The sequence below is a fragment of the Ruegeria sp. CF2 genome, from assembly GCF_056537385.1.
In genome coordinates, this window is the sequence record NZ_JBQFRL010000001.1 from 1,510,289 (window position 1) to 1,527,651 (window position 17,363).

Here is a 17,363-nt window from a genome sequence, read left to right on the forward strand (position 1 = left end):
TTCTCCACATGCGGCAATCTGCGCAACAAAATGTCGCAAAATTCGAGATCAGAGTCAGGAAATTGGCCAGATTGCCTGTTGACGCCCCTTCGCGCCGCCCATAATGTCTGCCCCACGCAAAAAGGAGCCTCTGGCGATGAGAACGCTAGTCGTAATCGTAGGAACCACGCGCATGGGCCGGTAACGGTAAACCATAATCGAACCCATGCGCCTCCGAAACTTCGGGGGCTTTTTTTTGTCAAACGCAAGACACATGTCGCGAACGGAGCAAAGCAGATGACACGTGAGATGACCGGCGCAAAGATGGTGGTCCAGGCCCTCAAGGATCAGGGCGTGGACACGGTATTCGGATACCCCGGCGGCGCCGTGCTACCGATCTATGACGAGATCTTTCTGCAAAATGACATCCGTCACATCCTGGTGCGGCATGAACAGGGCGCGATACATGCCGCCGAGGGCTACGCCCGGTCGACCGGCAAACCCGGTGTTGCACTGGTGACCTCGGGGCCCGGCGCAACCAACGCGGTGACCGGCCTGACCGACGCGCTTCTGGATTCGATCCCGATCGTGGTTCTGACCGGTCAGGTGCCGACGTTCATGATCGGCTCGGATGCGTTCCAAGAGGCGGATACGGTGGGCATCACCCGGCCCTGCACCAAGCACAATTGGCTGGTCAAAGACACCAACTCGCTGGCGGAAACCATGCACGAGGCGTTTCATGTCGCCACCGCGGGCCGTCCCGGTCCTGTGTTGATCGACATCCCCAAAGACGTTCAGTTTGCCACCGGCAAATACAACGCGCCGAAACCATCGACCTCGCATTATCAACCGGCGCTCAAGGGCGACATCGAAGAGATCACCGAACTGGTCGCCGCCATCGAAACCGCCAAGCGGCCCGTGTTCTACACCGGCGGCGGCGTGATCAACTCAGGCCCCGCTGCCAGCCAACTGCTGCGCGAGCTGGTCGACGCGACCGGGTTCCCCATCACCTCGACCCTGATGGGCCTGGGCGCCTATCCGGCATCGGGCAAGAACTGGGTCGGGATGCTGGGCATGCACGGTCTGTACGAGGCGAACATGGCCATGCATGACTGTGATCTGATGATCAATGTCGGCGCCAGGTTCGACGATCGGATCACGGGGCGTATCGACGCCTTCTCGCCCAAGTCGAAAAAGGCGCATATCGACATCGACCCGTCCTCGATCAACAAGGTGATCCGGGTGGACATCCCCATCGTGGGGGACGTGGCGCATGTTCTGGAAGACGTGCTGAAGGTCTGGAAGGCGCGTGGTCGCAAAACCAACACCGAAGCGATCGCCAAGTGGCAGGCCCAGATCACGGACTGGCGCAAGGTCAACTGCCTTGCCTACACCAACAGCGAAAAGGCGATCAAACCCCAATACGCGCTGGAACGGCTCGAGGCGCTGACCAAGGACCACGATCGCTATGTCTGTACCGAGGTGGGCCAGCACCAGATGTGGGCCGCGCAATTCCTTGAGTTCGAAGACCCCAACCGCTGGATGACCTCGGGCGGGCTGGGCACCATGGGCTATGGCTTCCCGGCTTCGATCGGTGTGCAGATGGCACATCCCGACGCGCTGGTGATCAACGTCGCGGGCGAGGCCAGCTGGCTGATGAACATGCAGGAGATGGGCACCGCGGTCCAATACCGCCTGCCGGTGAAACAGTTCATTCTGAACAACGAACGTCTGGGCATGGTCCGCCAGTGGCAGGAACTGCTGCACGGCGAACGCTACTCGCATTCCTGGTCCGAGGCCCTGCCCGATTTCGTCAAGCTGGCCGAGGCTTTCGGGGCCAAGGGGATCATCTGCAAAGACCCCGCCGATCTGGACGACGCGATCATGGAGATGATCAATTACGACGGTCCGGTGATCTTTGACTGCCTCGTCGAAAAGCACGAGAACTGCTTCCCCATGATCCCGTCGGGCAAGGCCCATAACGAGATGCTGCTGGGCGAGGCCGAAACGAAGGGCGTCATCGATTCCAAAGGCTCGGTCCTTGTCTAATCGATCCATCGCCCCTTGCCGGCTTCCGGCGCACGAAAGTTGAAGAAAGGGACATAAATGTCTGCCCTACATATCAAAAAAGGTTCCACCCGCCACTCGGCCTACAACCTGCGCCCGACCTTCTCGGACGTGCAGGAACGCCACACGATCGCTGTTCTGGTCGAAAACGAACCGGGGGTTCTAGCCCGGGTCATAGGGCTGTTCTCGGGGCGCGGCTACAACATCGAAAGCCTGACCGTGGCCGAGGTCGACCACACCGGACACCTCAGCCGCATCACGATCGTTACCACCGGTACACCGCAGGTGATCGAACAGATCAAGGCTCAGCTGGGCCGCATTGTCCCGGTGCATGACGTGCATGACCTGACTGTCGAAGGCCCTTCGGTCGAACGGGAACTGGCGATCATCAAGGTCGTCGGCGAAGGCGACAAGCGGGTCGAGGCGTTGCGCCTTGCCGACATTTTCCGGGCCAATGTCGTGGACAGCACGTTGAATTCGTTCATCTTCGAAATCACCGGCGCGCCGGACAAGATCGATGCATTTGCCGATCTGATGCGCCCGCTGGGCTCTGTCGAGGTTGCACGGACAGGCGTCGCGGCCCTGCTGCGCGGCAACTGATTTTTCGCGAACCCATCAAAACGCCCCGTCGCGCAGATCGACGGGGCGTTTTGCGTTTTCGGATCGAATTCCGCGGGTGCGTAACTGAGCACTGATAGGAAAAAGACCATACAAATAGGCTTAATGCCTATTGCGTTCGCGCCTGAGCGCGTTACGCTTGGACCAGAATACGCAAACTGCGTGTTCCATGGGGTCAATTTTGCGATTTCTTGACTGGCGACCGGCCTTTCTGGCCGATCCGGTCGTGTTTCCCGAACCGTTGCAAACCAGAGTGAGACATGGCCGTAGACACTCGCACGCCCGCCGAGCTGCGCAGCATGCTGGGGGCGAATCTCAGGCAACTTGCCGACCGCTATCCTTCGGTCGCCGAACTGTGCAGACAGCTGGGCGTCAACCGCACGCAGTTCAACCGGTATCTTTCTGGCGAGAGTTTTCCACGCCCGGACGTTCTGGACCGCATCTGCCGGTTCTTTGACGTGGATGCCCGCATTCTGTTGAAACCGCTTGAGGAAATCCCCGCGCCCCGGCGCTGTGACCTGCCCGAAAGCGTGGTCCAGTTCCTTCGGCCCGGACTGGCAGCCTTGACCGAGGACACGTTTCCAAGCGGCGTCTATCTTGTGACGCAACATGGCGGCGAAGCCGATCCACGCGCCCATCATTGGCTGGTTCAAACCCGGCATTTGCATCAGTGTGCTGCCCTGCGCGGCTTCCTGCCGCCGGCCATGGCCGGTACGCGTTCCGCCACGGGCCGTGAACTTCGTGGCTTCGCCGCCTGCGCCGGACCCAATATCTACGCAGTCTTGTCGCGCGAGGCTGGTCGTGACAGCAAGACGATGGTGATCCGCAAGGACATGACCGATGGCAACGGCGTCTGGATCGGTTCGTGCATGGAGCACTCTGCGGCTACTCCGCACATCTACAGATTGGAAATCCGCCATCTGGGCCACGATTTCCGGGCAACGCTGGAGGCAGCAAGACTGGCGCGCCGGACATAGGAAACCGCCCAAACTCCCGTGCATGTCGTTGTGAGAAAAGCCGGAGTCGCAGAAGTGTAAGCGAGGACTGGCCCCGGATGCCTAGGCTGGTGGAGAAGCGAGGAGAACCAGATGGCCAGCACCCCAACCGAACTGTCGGCTGTTCGTCAGAGCATTGAAACCGCTCTGGGCCTGCCCAACCCACATTATACGGACCCTGCCCTGCACGCCGAAGAAACTCGCGCCCTGCTGCTGGATGGCTGGGCCGGTCTCGCGGTCACCGCCGATGTCCCCGAGCCCGGTGACGCGGTTCCGCTGGAGTTCATGGGTATTCCGCTCCTGTTGCTGCGTGACCGTTCCGGTACGGTCCGTGTGTTTCAGAATATCTGCCGTCACCGCGGCATGATCCTGGTCGAAGAGCCCCGCAAGATCGAAGGCGCCATTCGCTGCCCCTATCACAGCTGGTGCTATTCCACCGAAGGCCGGCTGGTCGCCACGCCGCATGTGGGCGGCCCGGGCCAGAACGCACATGACGCGGTCAGCAAATCGGAACTCGGCCTGATCGAGGTGCGTAGCCATATATGGCGCGACGTGGTTTGGATCAACGTCTCGGGCGACGCGCCGGCGTTCGAGGATGCCAACGCCAGGCTGATCGAGCGCTGGGCCGAGTTCGACAAACCGCTGTACCACGGCGGCCCGGAAAGTTCCTTTCGGTTGGACGTCAATTGCAACTGGAAGCTGGCGGTCGAGAACTACTGCGAAAGCTATCACCTACCGTGGGTGCATCCCGGGTTGAACAGTTACTCGCGGCTTGAGGACCACTATCACATCCAGGAGCCCGGCCTTTATTCCGGTCAGGGAACCTTGGTCTATCGGCAACTGAAAACTGAGGACGGTCGGGTTTTTCCCGATTTCGAAGGTCTCAGCGAGAAATGGGACACCGCAGCCGAATACATTGCCGCCTTCCCCAACGTGCTGCTGGGCGTGCACCGAGACCACGCCTTCGCCATCATTCTGCGGCCCGAGGCCCAGAACCGGACCTCGGAGCACATCCACCTGTTCTATTCGGCGCCGAATACCGATGCGGATCTGCGCGCCCGCAATGCCGAGCAGTGGAAAGTGGTCTTTGAAGAGGATGTGTTCGTCGTCGAAGGGATGCAGCGTGGCCGCGCGGCGCCGGGGTTTGACGGCGGTCATTTCTCGCCGGCGATGGACGGGCCGACCCATCTGTTCCACGACTGGGTGGCGCAGCGTCTGATGGCACATCGCAACGAACTGGCCGCTGAATGACCGACCTGCACACCCGCCTTCTGCAGGCGCATGCGGCGGGTGACATCACGGCTTTGGCTGAATTGTACGAATTGGCCGCCGCCAGCCAGCAGGACGACGACGCCCGGAGCTTTTTTCTGACCCACGCCTATGTCCATGCGCTTGAAGCCAACCTGCCCGGCGCGGGACGTCTGCGTCAGATGCTGGTCGACATGGGCCGCGAAGTGCCTGATTCCTGACCCCGAGAACCTAGGCTTGGGCCGGCTCGGCGACCGGCCCCGCCGCTGCATCGTCTTCGGTGATCTGCCGATACAGGTGCCAGCTGGCATGGCCGAACAGAGGCAACACGATCAGCAATCCCAAAAACCAGGGCACCATGGCGACAAAGGTCGTGACCGCAATGAAGGCACCCCAGCCCAACATGACCCGCTTGTTCACGCTGACATAGGCATAGCTTGAGATCATGGCGGTGACGAAGTCGAGCTCCCGGTCCAGCAGCATCGGGATCGACAACACGGTGATCATGTAAAGCAGGATGGCAAAGATCGCGCCTACAGCAGTGCCGACAGCCAGCATGGCCAGACCGTTGGGTGTCAGAAATACCTCAAGCGATGACGACACGTTTGTCATTGTCGACAGCCCCATGAACAGCGCAAAGATCATGTGGCCGAGAAAGAACCAGAACAGAAACATCACGACGATGATCGCGCAGATCGACGGCAACTGACGGCGGCTCTGCTGGATCACGACACCGAAGATGGCGCCATAGTCCAACGGCTCATTCCTCTCGAGCCGGTGCGATACCTCGTACAAACCCACGGCGGCGAACGGCCCGATCAGCGGAAAGCCGATGGCAGCCAGAACCAGCCAGAACGAGGTGCCCGTTTGCAGGGTTACCCAGGCCATCAACCACCCGACCAGAACGTAGAAGCCGCCGAAAACCAGGCCAAAGACAGGTGCGCGGCGATAATCCTGCCAGGCGCGATGCAGCGCCGTGCGCAACATGCCGATATCCGCCGGTTTCAGCGTTGGCACTCCGAATGGCTTTTCCATGTTCCGTTTCTCCTCCCCTTGCCCTCAGGCCATGGCCGGGCGTTTTTGCGGCCAATGCGTCACGGCATGATAGGCGGCCCCCAAAGCCAACAGTTGCGCGTCGCTGCCGCGCGGCCCGAACAGTTGCATTCCCATCGGCAGCCCTCCGGGGCCAAACCCCGCCGGTATCGAAAGGCAGGGCAGACCAATCAGGCTGACCGGTGTGACCACCTGCATCCAACGATGATAGGTGTCCATCGCGACCCCACCAATGCTGCGCGGATACGGCTGATCCACAGGGAACGGCCACACCTGAGCTGCCGGCAACACCAGCGCATCATACGCGGCGAACAGTTCGACCGCCCGACGGTACCAATCCGAACGGATGACGCTGGCTGCATGGACCTCCATCGCCGTCAGGGCCAGACCTCGCTCCAGCTCCCATTGCGCGGTGTCCTTCAGGACGTCTTTCCGGTCGGCCAAAGGCAGCAGACTTGCTGCTACGTTCCACGACCGCAGGGTGATCCAGCTGTCCCACAGGCGCTCGGCATCGAAGGGCGGCGGTACGTCCTCGACGGTTGCGCCGAGCCCCTCAAAAATCGCCAACTCGTTGCTGCATTGGGTCAAAATCCCCTCCTCGGTCGGGAATGCGCCGCCCCAATCTCCCAGCCATCCGATCCGCATCCCGTCCAGGCTTTCGACAGACAATGGGGTGACGGGTTCGCAGGGAACGCTCAAAGGCTGCCTCGGATCGGGGCCTGAGATCACATCCAGCAATAGCCCGATATCCTGCGGGCTGCGGGCCATCGGCCCCAAGGTCGAGAGCTGGTGCAGGAACAAATCACCCTGCGGTTCAGAAGGAACCCGGCCCCAACTGGGCCGGAAGCCGTACACGTTGTTCCACGCGGCCGGATTGCGCAGGCTGCCCATCATGTCCGACCCATCCGCCAGCGCGACCATCCCAGTGGCCAAGGCCACCGCTGCGCCACCCGACGACCCACCGCAGGACCGGGCCGGATCGTAGGGGTTCCGAGTTGCGCCATAGACCGGATTGAAGGTGTGCGAGCCCAACCCGAACTCCGGTGTGTTCGTCTTTCCGATCAGGATAGCCCCGGCAGCCCGCAACCGTGCTGCGATCAGGTCGTCGACGGCTGGGACGTGACCGCGAAAAACCGGCGACCCCTGGGTCGACGCGATGCCAGCCACATTGACCAGGTCTTTGACGGCAATCGGAAGCCCATGCAGCGGCCCGCGGCCCGACTTGTCGTCGGCGGCCCGGGCTTGTGCCATAAGCACATCCTCGTCCTGCAGCGCGACGATCGCATTGACATGCCCGTTCACCTGGGCAATCCGGTCGAGCGTCGCGCGCATCAACTCGGTGGCCGACAAATGCCCTGTCGCGAGTTTCTCGAGAAGATCAGCGGCTGAAGTATCGCTTAGGTTCATGGGGTTACGTCCGAGCTTTGCTTGCGCTCAGCCTAGCGACCCCATGTGTGCATTTAAACCCGGTGTTTTGGATATATCTTTTCCACGCGGATCAACCGCGCGGCATCAGTCGTCCGACTGCGCCTCGGCCCGGCTTTTGCCCGAGACCTTGAGAGCCAGAGTGGCCGCCATGAATGCATCCAGATCACCGTCCAGAACCCCTTTTGTGTCCGACGTCTCGTAGCTGGTGCGCAAGTCTTTGACCATCTGATAGGGCTGCAGAACATAGGACCGGATCTGGTTGCCCCAGCCGGCATCGCCCTTGGCTTCGTGCGCGGCGTTGATCTCGGCGTTGCGGCGGTCCAGTTCCATCTGGTACAGGCGCGATTTCAGCGCCTTCATGGCGATGTCGCGGTTCTGGTGCTGCGATTTTTCCGAACTGGTCACCACGATGCCGGTCGGGATGTGGGTGATCCGCACCGCTGAGTCGGTGGTGTTGACGTGCTGACCGCCCGCCCCCGAGGACCGGTAGGTATCGACGCGGATATCGGCCGGGTTCACTTCGATCTCGATATTGTCGTCCACCACCGGATAGACCCAGACCGAGCTGAACGACGTGTGCCGCTTGGCCGCCGAGTCATAGGGCGAGATGCGCACCAGCCGGTGCACGCCGCTTTCGGACTTCAGCCAGCCATAGGCGTTGTGGCCCGAGATCTTGTAGGCCGCCGACTTGATCCCCGCCTCTTCGCCCGGAGTTTCCGACTGCAGCTCGACCTTGTAGCCCTTCTTCTCGGCCCAGCGGACATACATCCGCGCCAACATCGAGGCCCAGTCGCAGCTTTCGGTGCCTCCGGCGCCGGCGTTGATCTCCAAGAAGGTGTCGTTGGCATCGGCCTCGCCGTCCAACAGCGCCTCGAGCTCTTTTTCGGCCGCCTTGTCGCGCAGTTTCTTCAGGGCCTCTTCGGCATCCTTGACGACCTCTTCGTCGTCCTCCATCTCGCCCAGTTCGATCAGTTCGATGTTGTCGCTCAGATCGGTCTTGATCGACTCGTAGGTTTCGATTGCATCGACCAGAACCTGCCGTTCGCGCATCAGCTTCTGCGCGTTTTCGGGGTTGTCCCACAGGTTGGGGTCCTCGACGCGGGCGTTGAATTCCTCCAGCCGGTGCGGCGCGGTTTCATAGTCCATACGCTGGGCCAGCAGCTCAAGCGATTTTTGGATCTCGGCCACGATGTTCTGGATTTCGGCGCGCATGGTCAGGTCCCAACTTGCTCAATCAGGCCTGCGTGATAGCAAGAGGTTCAGGCCACCACAAGATGACCCGAAAGGCAAATGCAGCACTTACCGGAGCAGTTCCTGAAGAAATGGCATCTGGCCGACCCGCGGCTGGTGGCGGATACCGGCGCGGCATGTGTCTGGCGGGCCAAACGTGAGGACGGGTCTGAAGTCGCGCTCAAACTCTATCGCCGCGCCGATCGCGGGAACGAGGCGCCGGGATGCCGCCTGCTGGCTGCCTGGCGCAACCGGGGCGCCGTCGCGATTCTGGCCGACGACCGCCGGGCGGTCATGATGGAGTGGCTCGAGGGTCCGACCCTCGGCGATCATGCACGGGCGAGCAACGTGGCCGACGCCCTGACACTACTGGCTGAAACGGCACGGAACCTGCACGCTGCACCGGTTGTCGAAGTGAGCGGGTTGAGGCCTTTGGAGCAAGTGTTTGCACCGCTTTTCGACGTCGGATTTGCCGGTCAATGTACGCGGCCCCTGCAAACCGATATGCGGCGCGCCAAAGCTTTGGCTCAGGAATTGCTGCAGACGCAGCCCGTGCATCGACCCCTGCATGGAGACCTGCACCCCGACAATGTCATACTGACTGCGTCCGGCCCGCGCGTGATCGATGCCAAGGGTTATGTCGGGGATCCGGCGTTCGAACTGGCAAATGCGCTGCGGCACCCAAAAGGCATGCCAGACCTTGTGCGCGAAGTCGGGCAGATTTCCGCGTGTCTGGATCTGTACGCCGCGGCGATGAATGTTTCGCGGGCGCGTCTGGCCCGATGGGCGGCGGCCAAATGCGCCCTGTCCATATGCTGGCGGTCCGGCGGATCGGTCGAGAGTGACCCGGAGGCCGATCTGCTGCGCCTGTTTCTAAGCGCTGCAGGTCAGTAAAGTCCGCCGCCCTGAAGGTCGCCCTGGCTGGCCTTGGGCCCCACGATGATGGTCTGCCCGGTCGAGGTCTGGACCTGGCGCCCGCCATTGGTCACTTCTTCGAACAACGGCAGATCGGACCCCATCGCAAAACCACCGTCATAGACACGGTCGATGAACCCGTCGACGCCATCACGGAAATACTCGGCCACCACATAGTCACCCGATGCGTCATCCGGCAGACGGGCACCGCTGAAACGGTCGATCTTGATGAACTGCCCACCCGGCGGGACTTCGAACGGACCGCCACCGTATTTCTCGACGGCCTTTTCCATAAAGCTCTGGAAGACCGGGCCGCACAGCGTACCGCCGTAAGCACCCCGCCCCATCGGGCGCGGGCGATCATACCCGATGTAGCACCCGGCAACGATGTTCGAGGTGAAGCCGATGAACCAGGCGTCCTTTGACTCGTTGGTCGTACCGGTCTTGCCGGCCGTCGGAACCGGCAGGTTGACTACACGAGACGCGGTGCCGCGATCGACCACGCCCTTCATCATCGACGTCAGCTGATAAGCCGTGATTGCATCCATCACCTGCTCTCGGTCGGTCACGATCGTGGGTGAGGCGTCGGGCTCCAGCCAGCTGGAGTTGCAATCCAGGCACTGCCGGTCATCATGCCGATAGATCGTTTTGCCGAACCGGTCCTGGATCCGGTCGACCAGAGTCGGTTCGACCCGCTCGCCGCCGTTGGCGAACATCGCATAGGCCGCCACCATCTTGTAGAGCGTCGTCTCCTCGGCCCCCAGCGCATTGGCCAGGTAGGGACCCATGTTGTCATACACACCGAACCGCTCCGCGTATCCCGCAACCACCGGCATCGAAACCTCTTGCGCCAGTCGGATGGTCATCAGGTTTCGCGACTGCTCGATCCCGGTGCGCAGGGGCGTCGGCCCGTAGAATTTGTTGGTCGAGTTCTTCGGGGTCCACAAGCCCTGCGGTGTGTTCACCTCGATCGGGGCGTCTACGACGATGGTCGCTGGGCTGTAGCCACTGTCCAGTGCTGCCGCATAGACGAAAGGCTTGAAGGCCGATCCCGGTTGGCGCTGCGCCTGGGTTGCCCGGTTGAACACCGAGTCCTGGTACGAGAACCCGCCCTGCATCGCCAGAACGCGGCCCGAGTTCACATCCATCGCCACGAAGCCGCCTTGGACCTCGGGAACTTGACGGGCGGACCACTGGCCCTCTTCCCCGGCAACGACCAGGATCACGTCGCCGCGTTTGAAGTTTGCCTTGAAGTCACCCTGCATCCATTTGATGTCGCTGCGCGGGATGATGCCGTCAGCCGGACCGTTCTCGATCCCTACCGTCAACTGCTGATCGGCCACATCCAGCACCACCGCGGGGTACCATTGCGTGGGCAGCACCACGTCCCGCGGAATTTCCATGATCGCCAGAGCTTCGCGCCACTGCGCTTCGTCTGCCAGTTTTTCCTCGGGGATGGTTTCACCCGTGCCGCGCCACTTGCCGCGCGACTGGTCATATTTCTGAAGCGCCTCGCGCAGGGCGCGTGCGGCTTCAACCTGCATCTCCTCGTCAACCGAGGCCCGGACGGTGAAACCACCGGTAAAGAACTCACCCTCGCCGAAGTCCTCGCTCAGCTGGCGGCGGATTTCGTCGGTGAAATAGTCGCGCGGTGGCAGTGCGGTGCGGAAGCTTTCGAAATCACCGTTCTGAACCGAACGCAGCGGTTGCGCCACTTCGGTCTCATAGGTTGCCTGATCGATGTATCCGTTCTGGTACATCTCGCGTAGCACGTAGTTGCGGCGATCCAACAGACGCTGTTTCTGGCGCACCGGGTGATAGTCCGAAGGCGCCTTGGGCATCGCAGCCAGCGTCGCGGCCTCATGCGGGGCCAGTTCCTGCAAAGTCTTGTTGAAATACGTCTGTGCAGCGGCGGTCACGCCGTAGGAGTTTTGGCCAAGGAAGATCTCGTTGAGATACAGCTCAAGGATCTGTTCCTTGTTCAGCGTTTTTTCCAACCTGGTCGCGAGGATAATTTCCTGAATCTTGCGTTCGACCCGCCGGTCGCCGGACAGCAGGAAGTTCTTCATCACCTGCTGGGTGATGGTCGACGCGCCGCGCAGCGTCTCACCCTTGGATTGGACCGCCTCGATCCCGGCTGCGATGATCCCGCGCGGGTCGTACCCCTGATGCGAATAGAAGTTCTTGTCTTCCGCCGAGATAAACGCGTGCTTCACGAGGTCCGGGATTTCCTCGGACGGGGTGAACAGGCGGCGCTCCTGCGCGAATTCGTCGATCAGTTGACCCTTGCCCGAATAGATACGGCTGATGGTGGGCGGCTTGTACTGGGCCAGCGACTCGTGGCTGGGCAGGTCGCGGCCATACATCCAGAAGACCGCGCCAATCACCAGCGCGACCATGAAAATACCCAAGGTGACGAGGCTGAAAACCGCCCCGAAAATCGAAAGAATGAACCGGATCACGTTGCTGCCTTTTGTTCGCGGTGACGCCTATATAGTGTCGCTGCACCCAAGGGTCAAAACACACGGGCGCATTCTAGCCACTTTGCGCCGCAGGGTCACTGCCCAATCAAGCCGCGGCGGATCAGATCCTGCTGGCGCCAGGCTTCAAGACCTTGGTGAATTCCTTGCGCCATTCCGATGCGCCACTCGGGATTTACGAGGTTTTTCAGGTCCCTGGGGCTGGAGATGAATCCGATCTCGACCAGAACCGAGGGAATGTCGGCAGCCTTGAGGACGGAAAACGACGCACTGCGGATCGGGCGCCGATTCATGGGGCCGCCCTGCTGCCCCATGCCGTGCGCCAGCGCATGGGCCAAAGCCTCTGAGCGCGGCTGGGTCTCCTGCCGCGCCATGTCCAGCAAAACGTCGGCGATCTGGTCGTCCGAGCCGCTCAGGTCGATACCCGCGATCAGGTCGCTGCGATCGTGCCGTTCGGCCAGTTTCTGGCTGGCCACGTCCGAGGCCTCATCGGAGAGGAAATAGACAGTGGCCCCATGAGCCTGCCCCTCGGACAATGCATCCGCGTGCAACGAAATGAACACATCGGCGCTGGCCCGATGGGCCAGAGAAATGCGGCGTTCGAGCGACACGAAATGATCGTCCACCCGGGTCATCACGACCTCGTATCCGCCGGCGCGCAGCAAGTGTTCCCGCAGTTCGCGCGCAAACGTGAGCATCAGGGTTTTTTCATTAACGCCACCCGACTCTGCGCCGGGGTCGATGCCACCATGTCCCGGGTCCAGCATAACGCGCAGCGGTCTTTCGCCATCTCGCGGCACAACCGGGGGCGTGACGGCAGGCGCAGGCAAATCCCAGCCCGGATTGCGCGGAGCACCCGCGCTGGCGGCAAAACTGTCGAAATCCGTACCTTTCAGATTCAGCGTCAGAACCGCGGCCCCGCTGTCGGGGTCCACGCGCATGGCCGCCGTATCGACGGTCAAGGGCGCCCCCAGATCCAGCACCATCCGGGACCATCCGGGCACATAGGCGCCGAACTGGACCCCGCTGATCCGACGGGTCTGCAACAGCTTGGCCCGGTCAAGGCCGCTCCAGTCGACCTCCTGGAAATCGATGACCATACGGTACGGGTCTCGAAGCGTGAAAACGCGATACGGGACGCCCTGACTGAGCCCCAGCTCAAGCGTCACCCCCGCCCCCTTGCCGTCTGTGATCCGGCTCTGCTCGGGCAGGACCCGCGCCAAGGCGTTGAATTCCTGCGCCAAAACGGCTCCGGCCAGCGCCCAAATCAGCGCACATACGAAGAAGATCCTGCTCATGGCCTCAAGTTTTCCCGAGATCGTTTGGCAGGAGCCTATCGCAGCGTGGCCGGTTTGTGAACGCCTCAGGCCGACTTCTGCGGGGTCTGGCGATCCGCCATGAAGCTGCGCAGCCGTTCAAGGCCCTGCTCGATGTCCTCGGTCGACCGGGCGTATGAAAAGCGCAGGGTCGTGTGGCCGCGCACCGGGTCGAAATCCAGCCCCGGCGTCACGGCGACGCCGGCTTTGTCCAGGATCTCGGCGGCGAAGGCACGGCTGTCATCGGTCAGGTCCGAGACATCGGCATAGACATAGAACGCCCCGTCGGGTGGCGCGATGTTGGTGAACCCGGCCTCGGGCAGGCCCTTCAGCATCAGGTCGCGGTTGCGGCGATAGACGGCGAGGTTGCCCTGCAGTTCGTCCTCGCAATCCATCGCGGCCAGCGCGGCAACCTGGCTGGCATGGGGCGCGCAGATGAACATGTTCTGGGCGATGCGCTCGACCACGCGAACCTGATCTTCGGGCACCACCATCCAGCCTACGCGCCAGCCGGTCATCGAGAAATACTTGGAGAACGAGTTGATGACATAACACTCGTCGGTCTGTTCCAGCGCGGTCACGGCCTTGGCCTCGTATTCCAGCCCGTGATAGATCTCGTCGCTGATGAACGAGGCCCCCTGCCCCCGCGCGGCCTCGATCAGCGCACCCATGGCGGCGTGGTCCAGCATGGTTCCGGTCGGGTTCGCGGGCGAGGCCACCATCAGCCCCTGCAGGTCGAGCCCGGCAAAGTCCTGTGGCACGGGTTGCAGGCGGTTTTCCGGCGCGGTCGGCAGATCGACCGGCACCAGACCCAGCGCCCGCAGAATCTGCCGATAGGACGGATAGCCCGGCGCGCCGATTCCCACCCGGTCGCCGCTGTCGAACAGCGCGGTAAAGGCCAGCAGGAATCCGCCCGAGGACCCGGGCGTGATGACCACCCGTTCGGGGTTCAGGTCGACGTCGTACCACTCGCCATACATCCGGGCGATGCGTTGCCGCAGCGCCGGCAGACCCAGCGCGACGGTATAGCCCAGCGGGCCTTGCCGCATCGCGCGGGCAAGCGCATCCAACGCGCCTTGCGGGGCGCCGGTTCCGGGCTGGCCGACCTCCATGTGAATGATGTGGCGCCCGGCCTCTTCAGCGCGGCGCGCGGCCTCCATCACGTCCATCACGATGAAGGGATCAACGCCCGACCGGGTTGAGTTTCGCATGCCCATCTCCCATGTTGCGACCATGGCTTTTGAACGCGGATCCCGGCTGGCGTCAATCCCGGCAATTCTGCTGGCGGTGGCGCTGTGGATGGCGTCGACCGCGCAAAGCCACGCGCAAAGCCTGATCCGCGACCCCGATATCGAACACGGGCTGCGAGAACTGGCCTTTCCGATCTTGCGCGCCGCCGGACTGAACACCAACCGCGTGCGGGTGATGGTCGTCAAGGACGGGACGTTCAACGCTTTCGTCATCGACTACAACACGATCTACTTGAACCACGGACTGATCCTGACGGTCGACAGCCCCGAGATGCTGCAGGCCGTGATCGCGCATGAGGCCGCCCATATCGCCAACGGGCACCTTGCCCGCCGGGCCGAGAACCTTCGGGCGGCTCAACGCGCGGCCGGTTTCGGCACCGCGCTGGCTCTGATTGCCGCCGCTGCGGGCGGCGGAGAGGCCGCCGCGGGCATTGCCGCCGGCACCCAAGGGGCCGCAATCCGCAGTTTTCTGGGCCATACGCGGGCCGAAGAATCCTCGGCGGATCGCAGCGCGGCCAGCTACCTGCGTTGGGCCGAGATTTCCCCCATCGGCATGGTCGAACTGCACCGCAAATTCGCAGGCCAGGAATTGCTGAGCGAGATCAATCAGGATCCCTATATGCGCTCGCACCCGACCAGCCGTGAACGTCTGCGCGCCGCCGAGGAATTTCTGTACCAATTCGGGGATCGGGCGAAATCTAACCCCAATGCCGACTACTGGTTTGCGCGGGTCAAGGGCAAGCTGTCCGCGTTTCTGCGCTCTCCCGGCTGGACCCTGCGGCGGGCCAAGGAAGAAACGGCGCAGGATATTCGCCTGATGCGCGAAGCCGCCGCCCATCATCAGAACCGCAACCTTTCGGCTGCGCGGGCAGCCATTGATGGTGCGCTGGCCATCCGCCCTGACGATCCGTTCTATCACGAACTGAAGGGGCAGATCCTTTTGGAGAACCTTCGGGTCTCGGAGGCGGTCACGGCCTATGCCAGGGCGTCCGAGCTGGCTCCGACCGACGCATTGATCATGGCTGGCTACGGGCGCGCCCTGCTTGCTGACGGACAGACGAAAAAGGCGCTGCAGGTGTTGGAAAGCGCACGCGCCCGCGACTACCGGAACGGCCGCCTGATGCAGGATCTGGGAATGGCCTATTCCAAGGTCGGCAACAACGGTATGGCATCCGCCGTCACTGCCGAGCGTTTCGCTCTTGAGGGGCGCCTGCTGGATGCCGGCATACACGCAAGACGAGCCATCGGTCAGTTGCCCGAAGGCTCGACGGGTTGGCAACGAGCACAGGATGTGCTGATTGCCGCAGAACAAGCTGAGAAATCGAAAAGGAACCGGAAATGATCCTCAGACACGCAGCACCTGCCCTTCTGGGGCTTTCCCTGATTGCCGGTCCGGCCAATGCGCTGGATCTGTCCTCGATGACCGAATCCGAAAGAGCAGAGTTCGGCGCGCAAGTGCGGGAATACCTCCTGGAAAATCCCGAAGTCATTCTCGAGGCGATCAACATCCTTGAGCAACGCAACGCCGCAGCCGAAGCACAGGCCGACCAGCAATTGATCGCTGAAAACGCCGACGAGCTGTTCAATGACGGCTATAGCTGGGTCGGTGGCAACCCGGACGGCGACATCACCCTCGTCGAGTTCATGGATTACCGTTGCGGATACTGTCGCCGCGCGGTCCCCGAAGTGGACGCGCTGCTGGCCGAGGATGGCAACATCCGCCTGATCATCAAGGAGTTCCCAATTCTGGGCGATGCGTCGGTTCTTTCGTCGCGCTTTGCCATCGCCACCAAGCAGGTCGCCGGGGATGACGCGTACAAGCAAGTCCATGACGCCCTGCTGGAATTCACGGGCGAGCCTTCGGAAGTGACGCTGCGCCGGATCTCGGACGGGCTGGGACTGGACAGTGACGCCATCCTTGCGGCGATGGACAGCGACGAAGTGACCGAAGAAATTGCCAAGACGCGGGCACTGGCGCAGCGCATGCGGATTTCGGGCACCCCATCCTTTGTTCTGGGCACCGAGATGCTGCGGGGCTTCCTGCCAGCAGATCAGATGAAACAGATCGCCGACGGTGTGCGGGCTGAACGCGGCTGAAGCAGCTGGGGCGGCTTGATCGCCGCCCCGTTGAAACGACGCCCTAGTCGTTTGGATACGGGGCGTCGCATTTCATCGACACGACCCATGTCGGAGTTCCAGTTTTTCTAAATTGGGTCGCGGGCACGGATTTGCCCCGAATTCCCGATGGAATGACGTCACGCCCCTGCCGTTTGCTTTCAGCCAGAATTGCCTGCAGGTCCTGGGGATTGTCGTACTTGCGAATACCGGTGTTTTCAGAAATTGGGCCGGTTGGGCAGTAGGTCGCCCTGGCGACCTGTTTCGCCAAAGCATAGGCCGCCTGGGCATCCTGACCGGTTTTGAACGATACCGCGACCCGAGACGCCAGCTGCGGGTCGACATTCATGATCGGGGTCAAACGGCCCCGCGGTTTGCCGGTTCCACCCGGGCTGAGCCGGACATCTGCGCGCGTTGTCACTCCGTCATTTCCGAAACCGGACACATGCACCGACATATACCCAAGTTGCGTCCCCGGTGCAGACTGCGGAACTGGAACACTGAAGAAACCGGGGCGTTTGTCCGACCCGGTAGAGGGGCTGCTGCACGCAGAAAGAAGGACGACGGCAAGGGCCGTCACGAAAGGCATTGGTTTCAAAGAATCGAACTCCGGTCCAGACAGTCGATATCGCGATTGATACCGCAAAAATGGGCCTAAAAATGGCTTAT

General features: G+C 62.0%; 15 protein-coding genes. 8 read left to right on the top strand and 7 right to left on the bottom strand.

Annotated elements, in window-relative coordinates; translation table 11 throughout:
- The first annotated feature begins 276 nt into the window (after positions 1 to 276).
- The 5 genes from ACR0IR_RS07510 (at position 277) to ACR0IR_RS07530 (ending at position 5,128) form a co-directional block, all read left to right on the top strand.
- Positions 277 to 2,028 (top strand): acetolactate synthase 3 large subunit, encoded by a 1,752-nt coding sequence (locus tag ACR0IR_RS07510; RefSeq protein ID WP_170363269.1) that lies wholly within the window; start codon positions 277 to 279, stop codon positions 2,026 to 2,028.
- A 57-nt stretch (positions 2,029 to 2,085) separates the two neighbouring features.
- A complete protein-coding gene (ilvN, locus tag ACR0IR_RS07515; protein ID WP_170363268.1) occupies positions 2,086 to 2,646 on the top strand; it encodes an acetolactate synthase small subunit in 561 nt (186 codons plus the stop codon).
- Between the two features lie 278 nt (positions 2,647 to 2,924).
- The gene (locus tag ACR0IR_RS07520) at positions 2,925 to 3,641 is read left to right on the top strand and encodes a helix-turn-helix domain-containing protein (RefSeq protein WP_480779046.1); all 717 of its coding nucleotides are present in this window, start codon (positions 2,925 to 2,927) and stop codon (positions 3,639 to 3,641) included.
- 111 nt (positions 3,642 to 3,752) lie between these two features.
- Positions 3,753 to 4,910 (top strand): aromatic ring-hydroxylating oxygenase subunit alpha, encoded by a 1,158-nt coding sequence (locus tag ACR0IR_RS07525; RefSeq protein ID WP_170390394.1) that lies wholly within the window; start codon positions 3,753 to 3,755, stop codon positions 4,908 to 4,910.
- The gene (locus ACR0IR_RS07530) at positions 4,907 to 5,128 is read left to right on the top strand and encodes a hypothetical protein (RefSeq protein WP_170338672.1); all 222 of its coding nucleotides are present in this window, start codon (positions 4,907 to 4,909) and stop codon (positions 5,126 to 5,128) included. The genes ACR0IR_RS07525 and ACR0IR_RS07530 overlap by 4 nt, the downstream gene beginning before the upstream one ends.
- A 10-nt stretch (positions 5,129 to 5,138) precedes the next feature.
- Here ACR0IR_RS07530 and ACR0IR_RS07535 read toward each other — a convergent pair whose 3' ends face one another.
- The 3 genes from ACR0IR_RS07535 to prfB form a co-directional block, all read right to left on the bottom strand.
- Positions 5,139 to 5,942 (bottom strand): DUF2189 domain-containing protein, encoded by an 804-nt coding sequence (locus ACR0IR_RS07535; RefSeq protein ID WP_170363266.1) that lies wholly within the window; start codon positions 5,940 to 5,942, stop codon positions 5,139 to 5,141.
- Between the two features lie 24 nt (positions 5,943 to 5,966).
- Complete coding sequence (locus tag ACR0IR_RS07540) at positions 5,967 to 7,367, bottom strand: amidase (RefSeq protein ID WP_170363265.1); 1,401 nt, start codon at positions 7,365 to 7,367, stop codon at positions 5,967 to 5,969.
- 105 nt (positions 7,368 to 7,472) lie between these two features.
- Positions 7,473 to 8,600: a peptide chain release factor 2 gene (gene prfB / locus ACR0IR_RS07545; RefSeq protein ID WP_093962359.1), complete on the bottom strand. Its 1,128-nt coding sequence runs from the start codon at positions 8,598 to 8,600 to the stop codon at positions 7,473 to 7,475.
- 78 nt (positions 8,601 to 8,678) lie between these two features.
- On the opposite strand from prfB, the gene ACR0IR_RS07550 reads away from it, so the two are divergent.
- Positions 8,679 to 9,512 (top strand): aminoglycoside phosphotransferase family protein, encoded by an 834-nt coding sequence (locus ACR0IR_RS07550; protein WP_170363264.1) that lies wholly within the window; start codon positions 8,679 to 8,681, stop codon positions 9,510 to 9,512.
- Here ACR0IR_RS07550 and ACR0IR_RS07555 read toward each other — a convergent pair.
- From ACR0IR_RS07555 to ACR0IR_RS07565, 3 genes are all read right to left on the bottom strand, one after another.
- Positions 9,506 to 11,995: a penicillin-binding protein 1A gene (locus ACR0IR_RS07555; RefSeq protein WP_170363263.1), complete on the bottom strand. Its 2,490-nt coding sequence runs from the start codon at positions 11,993 to 11,995 to the stop codon at positions 9,506 to 9,508. The two genes, ACR0IR_RS07550 and ACR0IR_RS07555, sit on opposite strands and share 7 nt — an antisense overlap.
- A 95-nt stretch (positions 11,996 to 12,090) precedes the next feature.
- Entirely contained in the window at positions 12,091 to 13,311 is a 1,221-nt protein-coding gene (locus ACR0IR_RS07560; RefSeq protein ID WP_170363262.1) for an N-acetylmuramoyl-L-alanine amidase, read from the bottom strand.
- Between the two features lie 65 nt (positions 13,312 to 13,376).
- Complete coding sequence (locus ACR0IR_RS07565; protein ID WP_170363261.1) at positions 13,377 to 14,540, bottom strand: pyridoxal phosphate-dependent aminotransferase; 1,164 nt, start codon at positions 14,538 to 14,540, stop codon at positions 13,377 to 13,379.
- On the opposite strand from ACR0IR_RS07565, the gene ACR0IR_RS07570 reads away from it, so the two are divergent.
- On the top strand, positions 14,539 to 15,921 hold the full coding sequence (locus tag ACR0IR_RS07570) for a M48 family metalloprotease (RefSeq protein WP_170363260.1): 1,383 nt from the start codon (positions 14,539 to 14,541) through the stop codon (positions 15,919 to 15,921). The two genes, ACR0IR_RS07565 and ACR0IR_RS07570, sit on opposite strands and share 2 nt — an antisense overlap.
- On the top strand, positions 15,918 to 16,676 hold the full coding sequence (locus ACR0IR_RS07575) for a DsbA family protein (protein ID WP_170338145.1): 759 nt from the start codon (positions 15,918 to 15,920) through the stop codon (positions 16,674 to 16,676). Before ACR0IR_RS07570 ends, ACR0IR_RS07575 begins: the two co-directional genes overlap by 4 nt.
- Positions 16,677 to 16,719: 43 nt before the next feature.
- Here the strand turns inward: ACR0IR_RS07575 and ACR0IR_RS07580 are convergent, their stop codons facing one another.
- On the bottom strand, positions 16,720 to 17,115 hold the full coding sequence (locus tag ACR0IR_RS07580; protein ID WP_170363259.1) for a hypothetical protein: 396 nt from the start codon (positions 17,113 to 17,115) through the stop codon (positions 16,720 to 16,722).
- Between the last annotated feature and the right edge of the window lie 248 nt (positions 17,116 to 17,363).

What these genes read in the sequence shown, in the direction of transcription:
- ACR0IR_RS07510 (WP_170363269.1), top strand. Translation starts at nt 277, where the DNA reads ATGACACGTGAGATGACCGGCGCAAAGATGGTGGTCCAGGCCCTCAAG.
- ilvN (WP_170363268.1), top strand. Translation starts at nt 2,086, where the DNA reads ATGTCTGCCCTACATATCAAAAAAGGTTCCACCCGCCACTCGGCCTAC.
- ACR0IR_RS07520 (WP_480779046.1), top strand. Translation starts at nt 2,925, where the DNA reads ATGGCCGTAGACACTCGCACGCCCGCCGAGCTGCGCAGCATGCTGGGG.
- ACR0IR_RS07525 (WP_170390394.1), top strand. Translation starts at nt 3,753, where the DNA reads ATGGCCAGCACCCCAACCGAACTGTCGGCTGTTCGTCAGAGCATTGAA.
- ACR0IR_RS07530 (WP_170338672.1), top strand. Translation starts at nt 4,907, where the DNA reads ATGACCGACCTGCACACCCGCCTTCTGCAGGCGCATGCGGCGGGTGAC.
- ACR0IR_RS07535 (WP_170363266.1), bottom strand. Translation starts at nt 5,942, where the DNA reads ATGGAAAAGCCATTCGGAGTGCCAACGCTGAAACCGGCGGATATCGGC.
- ACR0IR_RS07540 (WP_170363265.1), bottom strand. Translation starts at nt 7,367, where the DNA reads ATGAACCTAAGCGATACTTCAGCCGCTGATCTTCTCGAGAAACTCGCG.
- prfB (WP_093962359.1), bottom strand. Translation starts at nt 8,600, where the DNA reads ATGCGCGCCGAAATCCAGAACATCGTGGCCGAGATCCAAAAATCGCTT.
- ACR0IR_RS07550 (WP_170363264.1), top strand. Translation starts at nt 8,679, where the DNA reads ATGCAGCACTTACCGGAGCAGTTCCTGAAGAAATGGCATCTGGCCGAC.
- ACR0IR_RS07560 (WP_170363262.1), bottom strand. Translation starts at nt 13,311, where the DNA reads ATGAGCAGGATCTTCTTCGTATGTGCGCTGATTTGGGCGCTGGCCGGA.
- ACR0IR_RS07570 (WP_170363260.1), top strand. Translation starts at nt 14,539, where the DNA reads ATGCCCATCTCCCATGTTGCGACCATGGCTTTTGAACGCGGATCCCGG.
- ACR0IR_RS07565 (WP_170363261.1), bottom strand. Translation starts at nt 14,540, where the DNA reads ATGCGAAACTCAACCCGGTCGGGCGTTGATCCCTTCATCGTGATGGAC.
- ACR0IR_RS07575 (WP_170338145.1), top strand. Translation starts at nt 15,918, where the DNA reads ATGATCCTCAGACACGCAGCACCTGCCCTTCTGGGGCTTTCCCTGATT.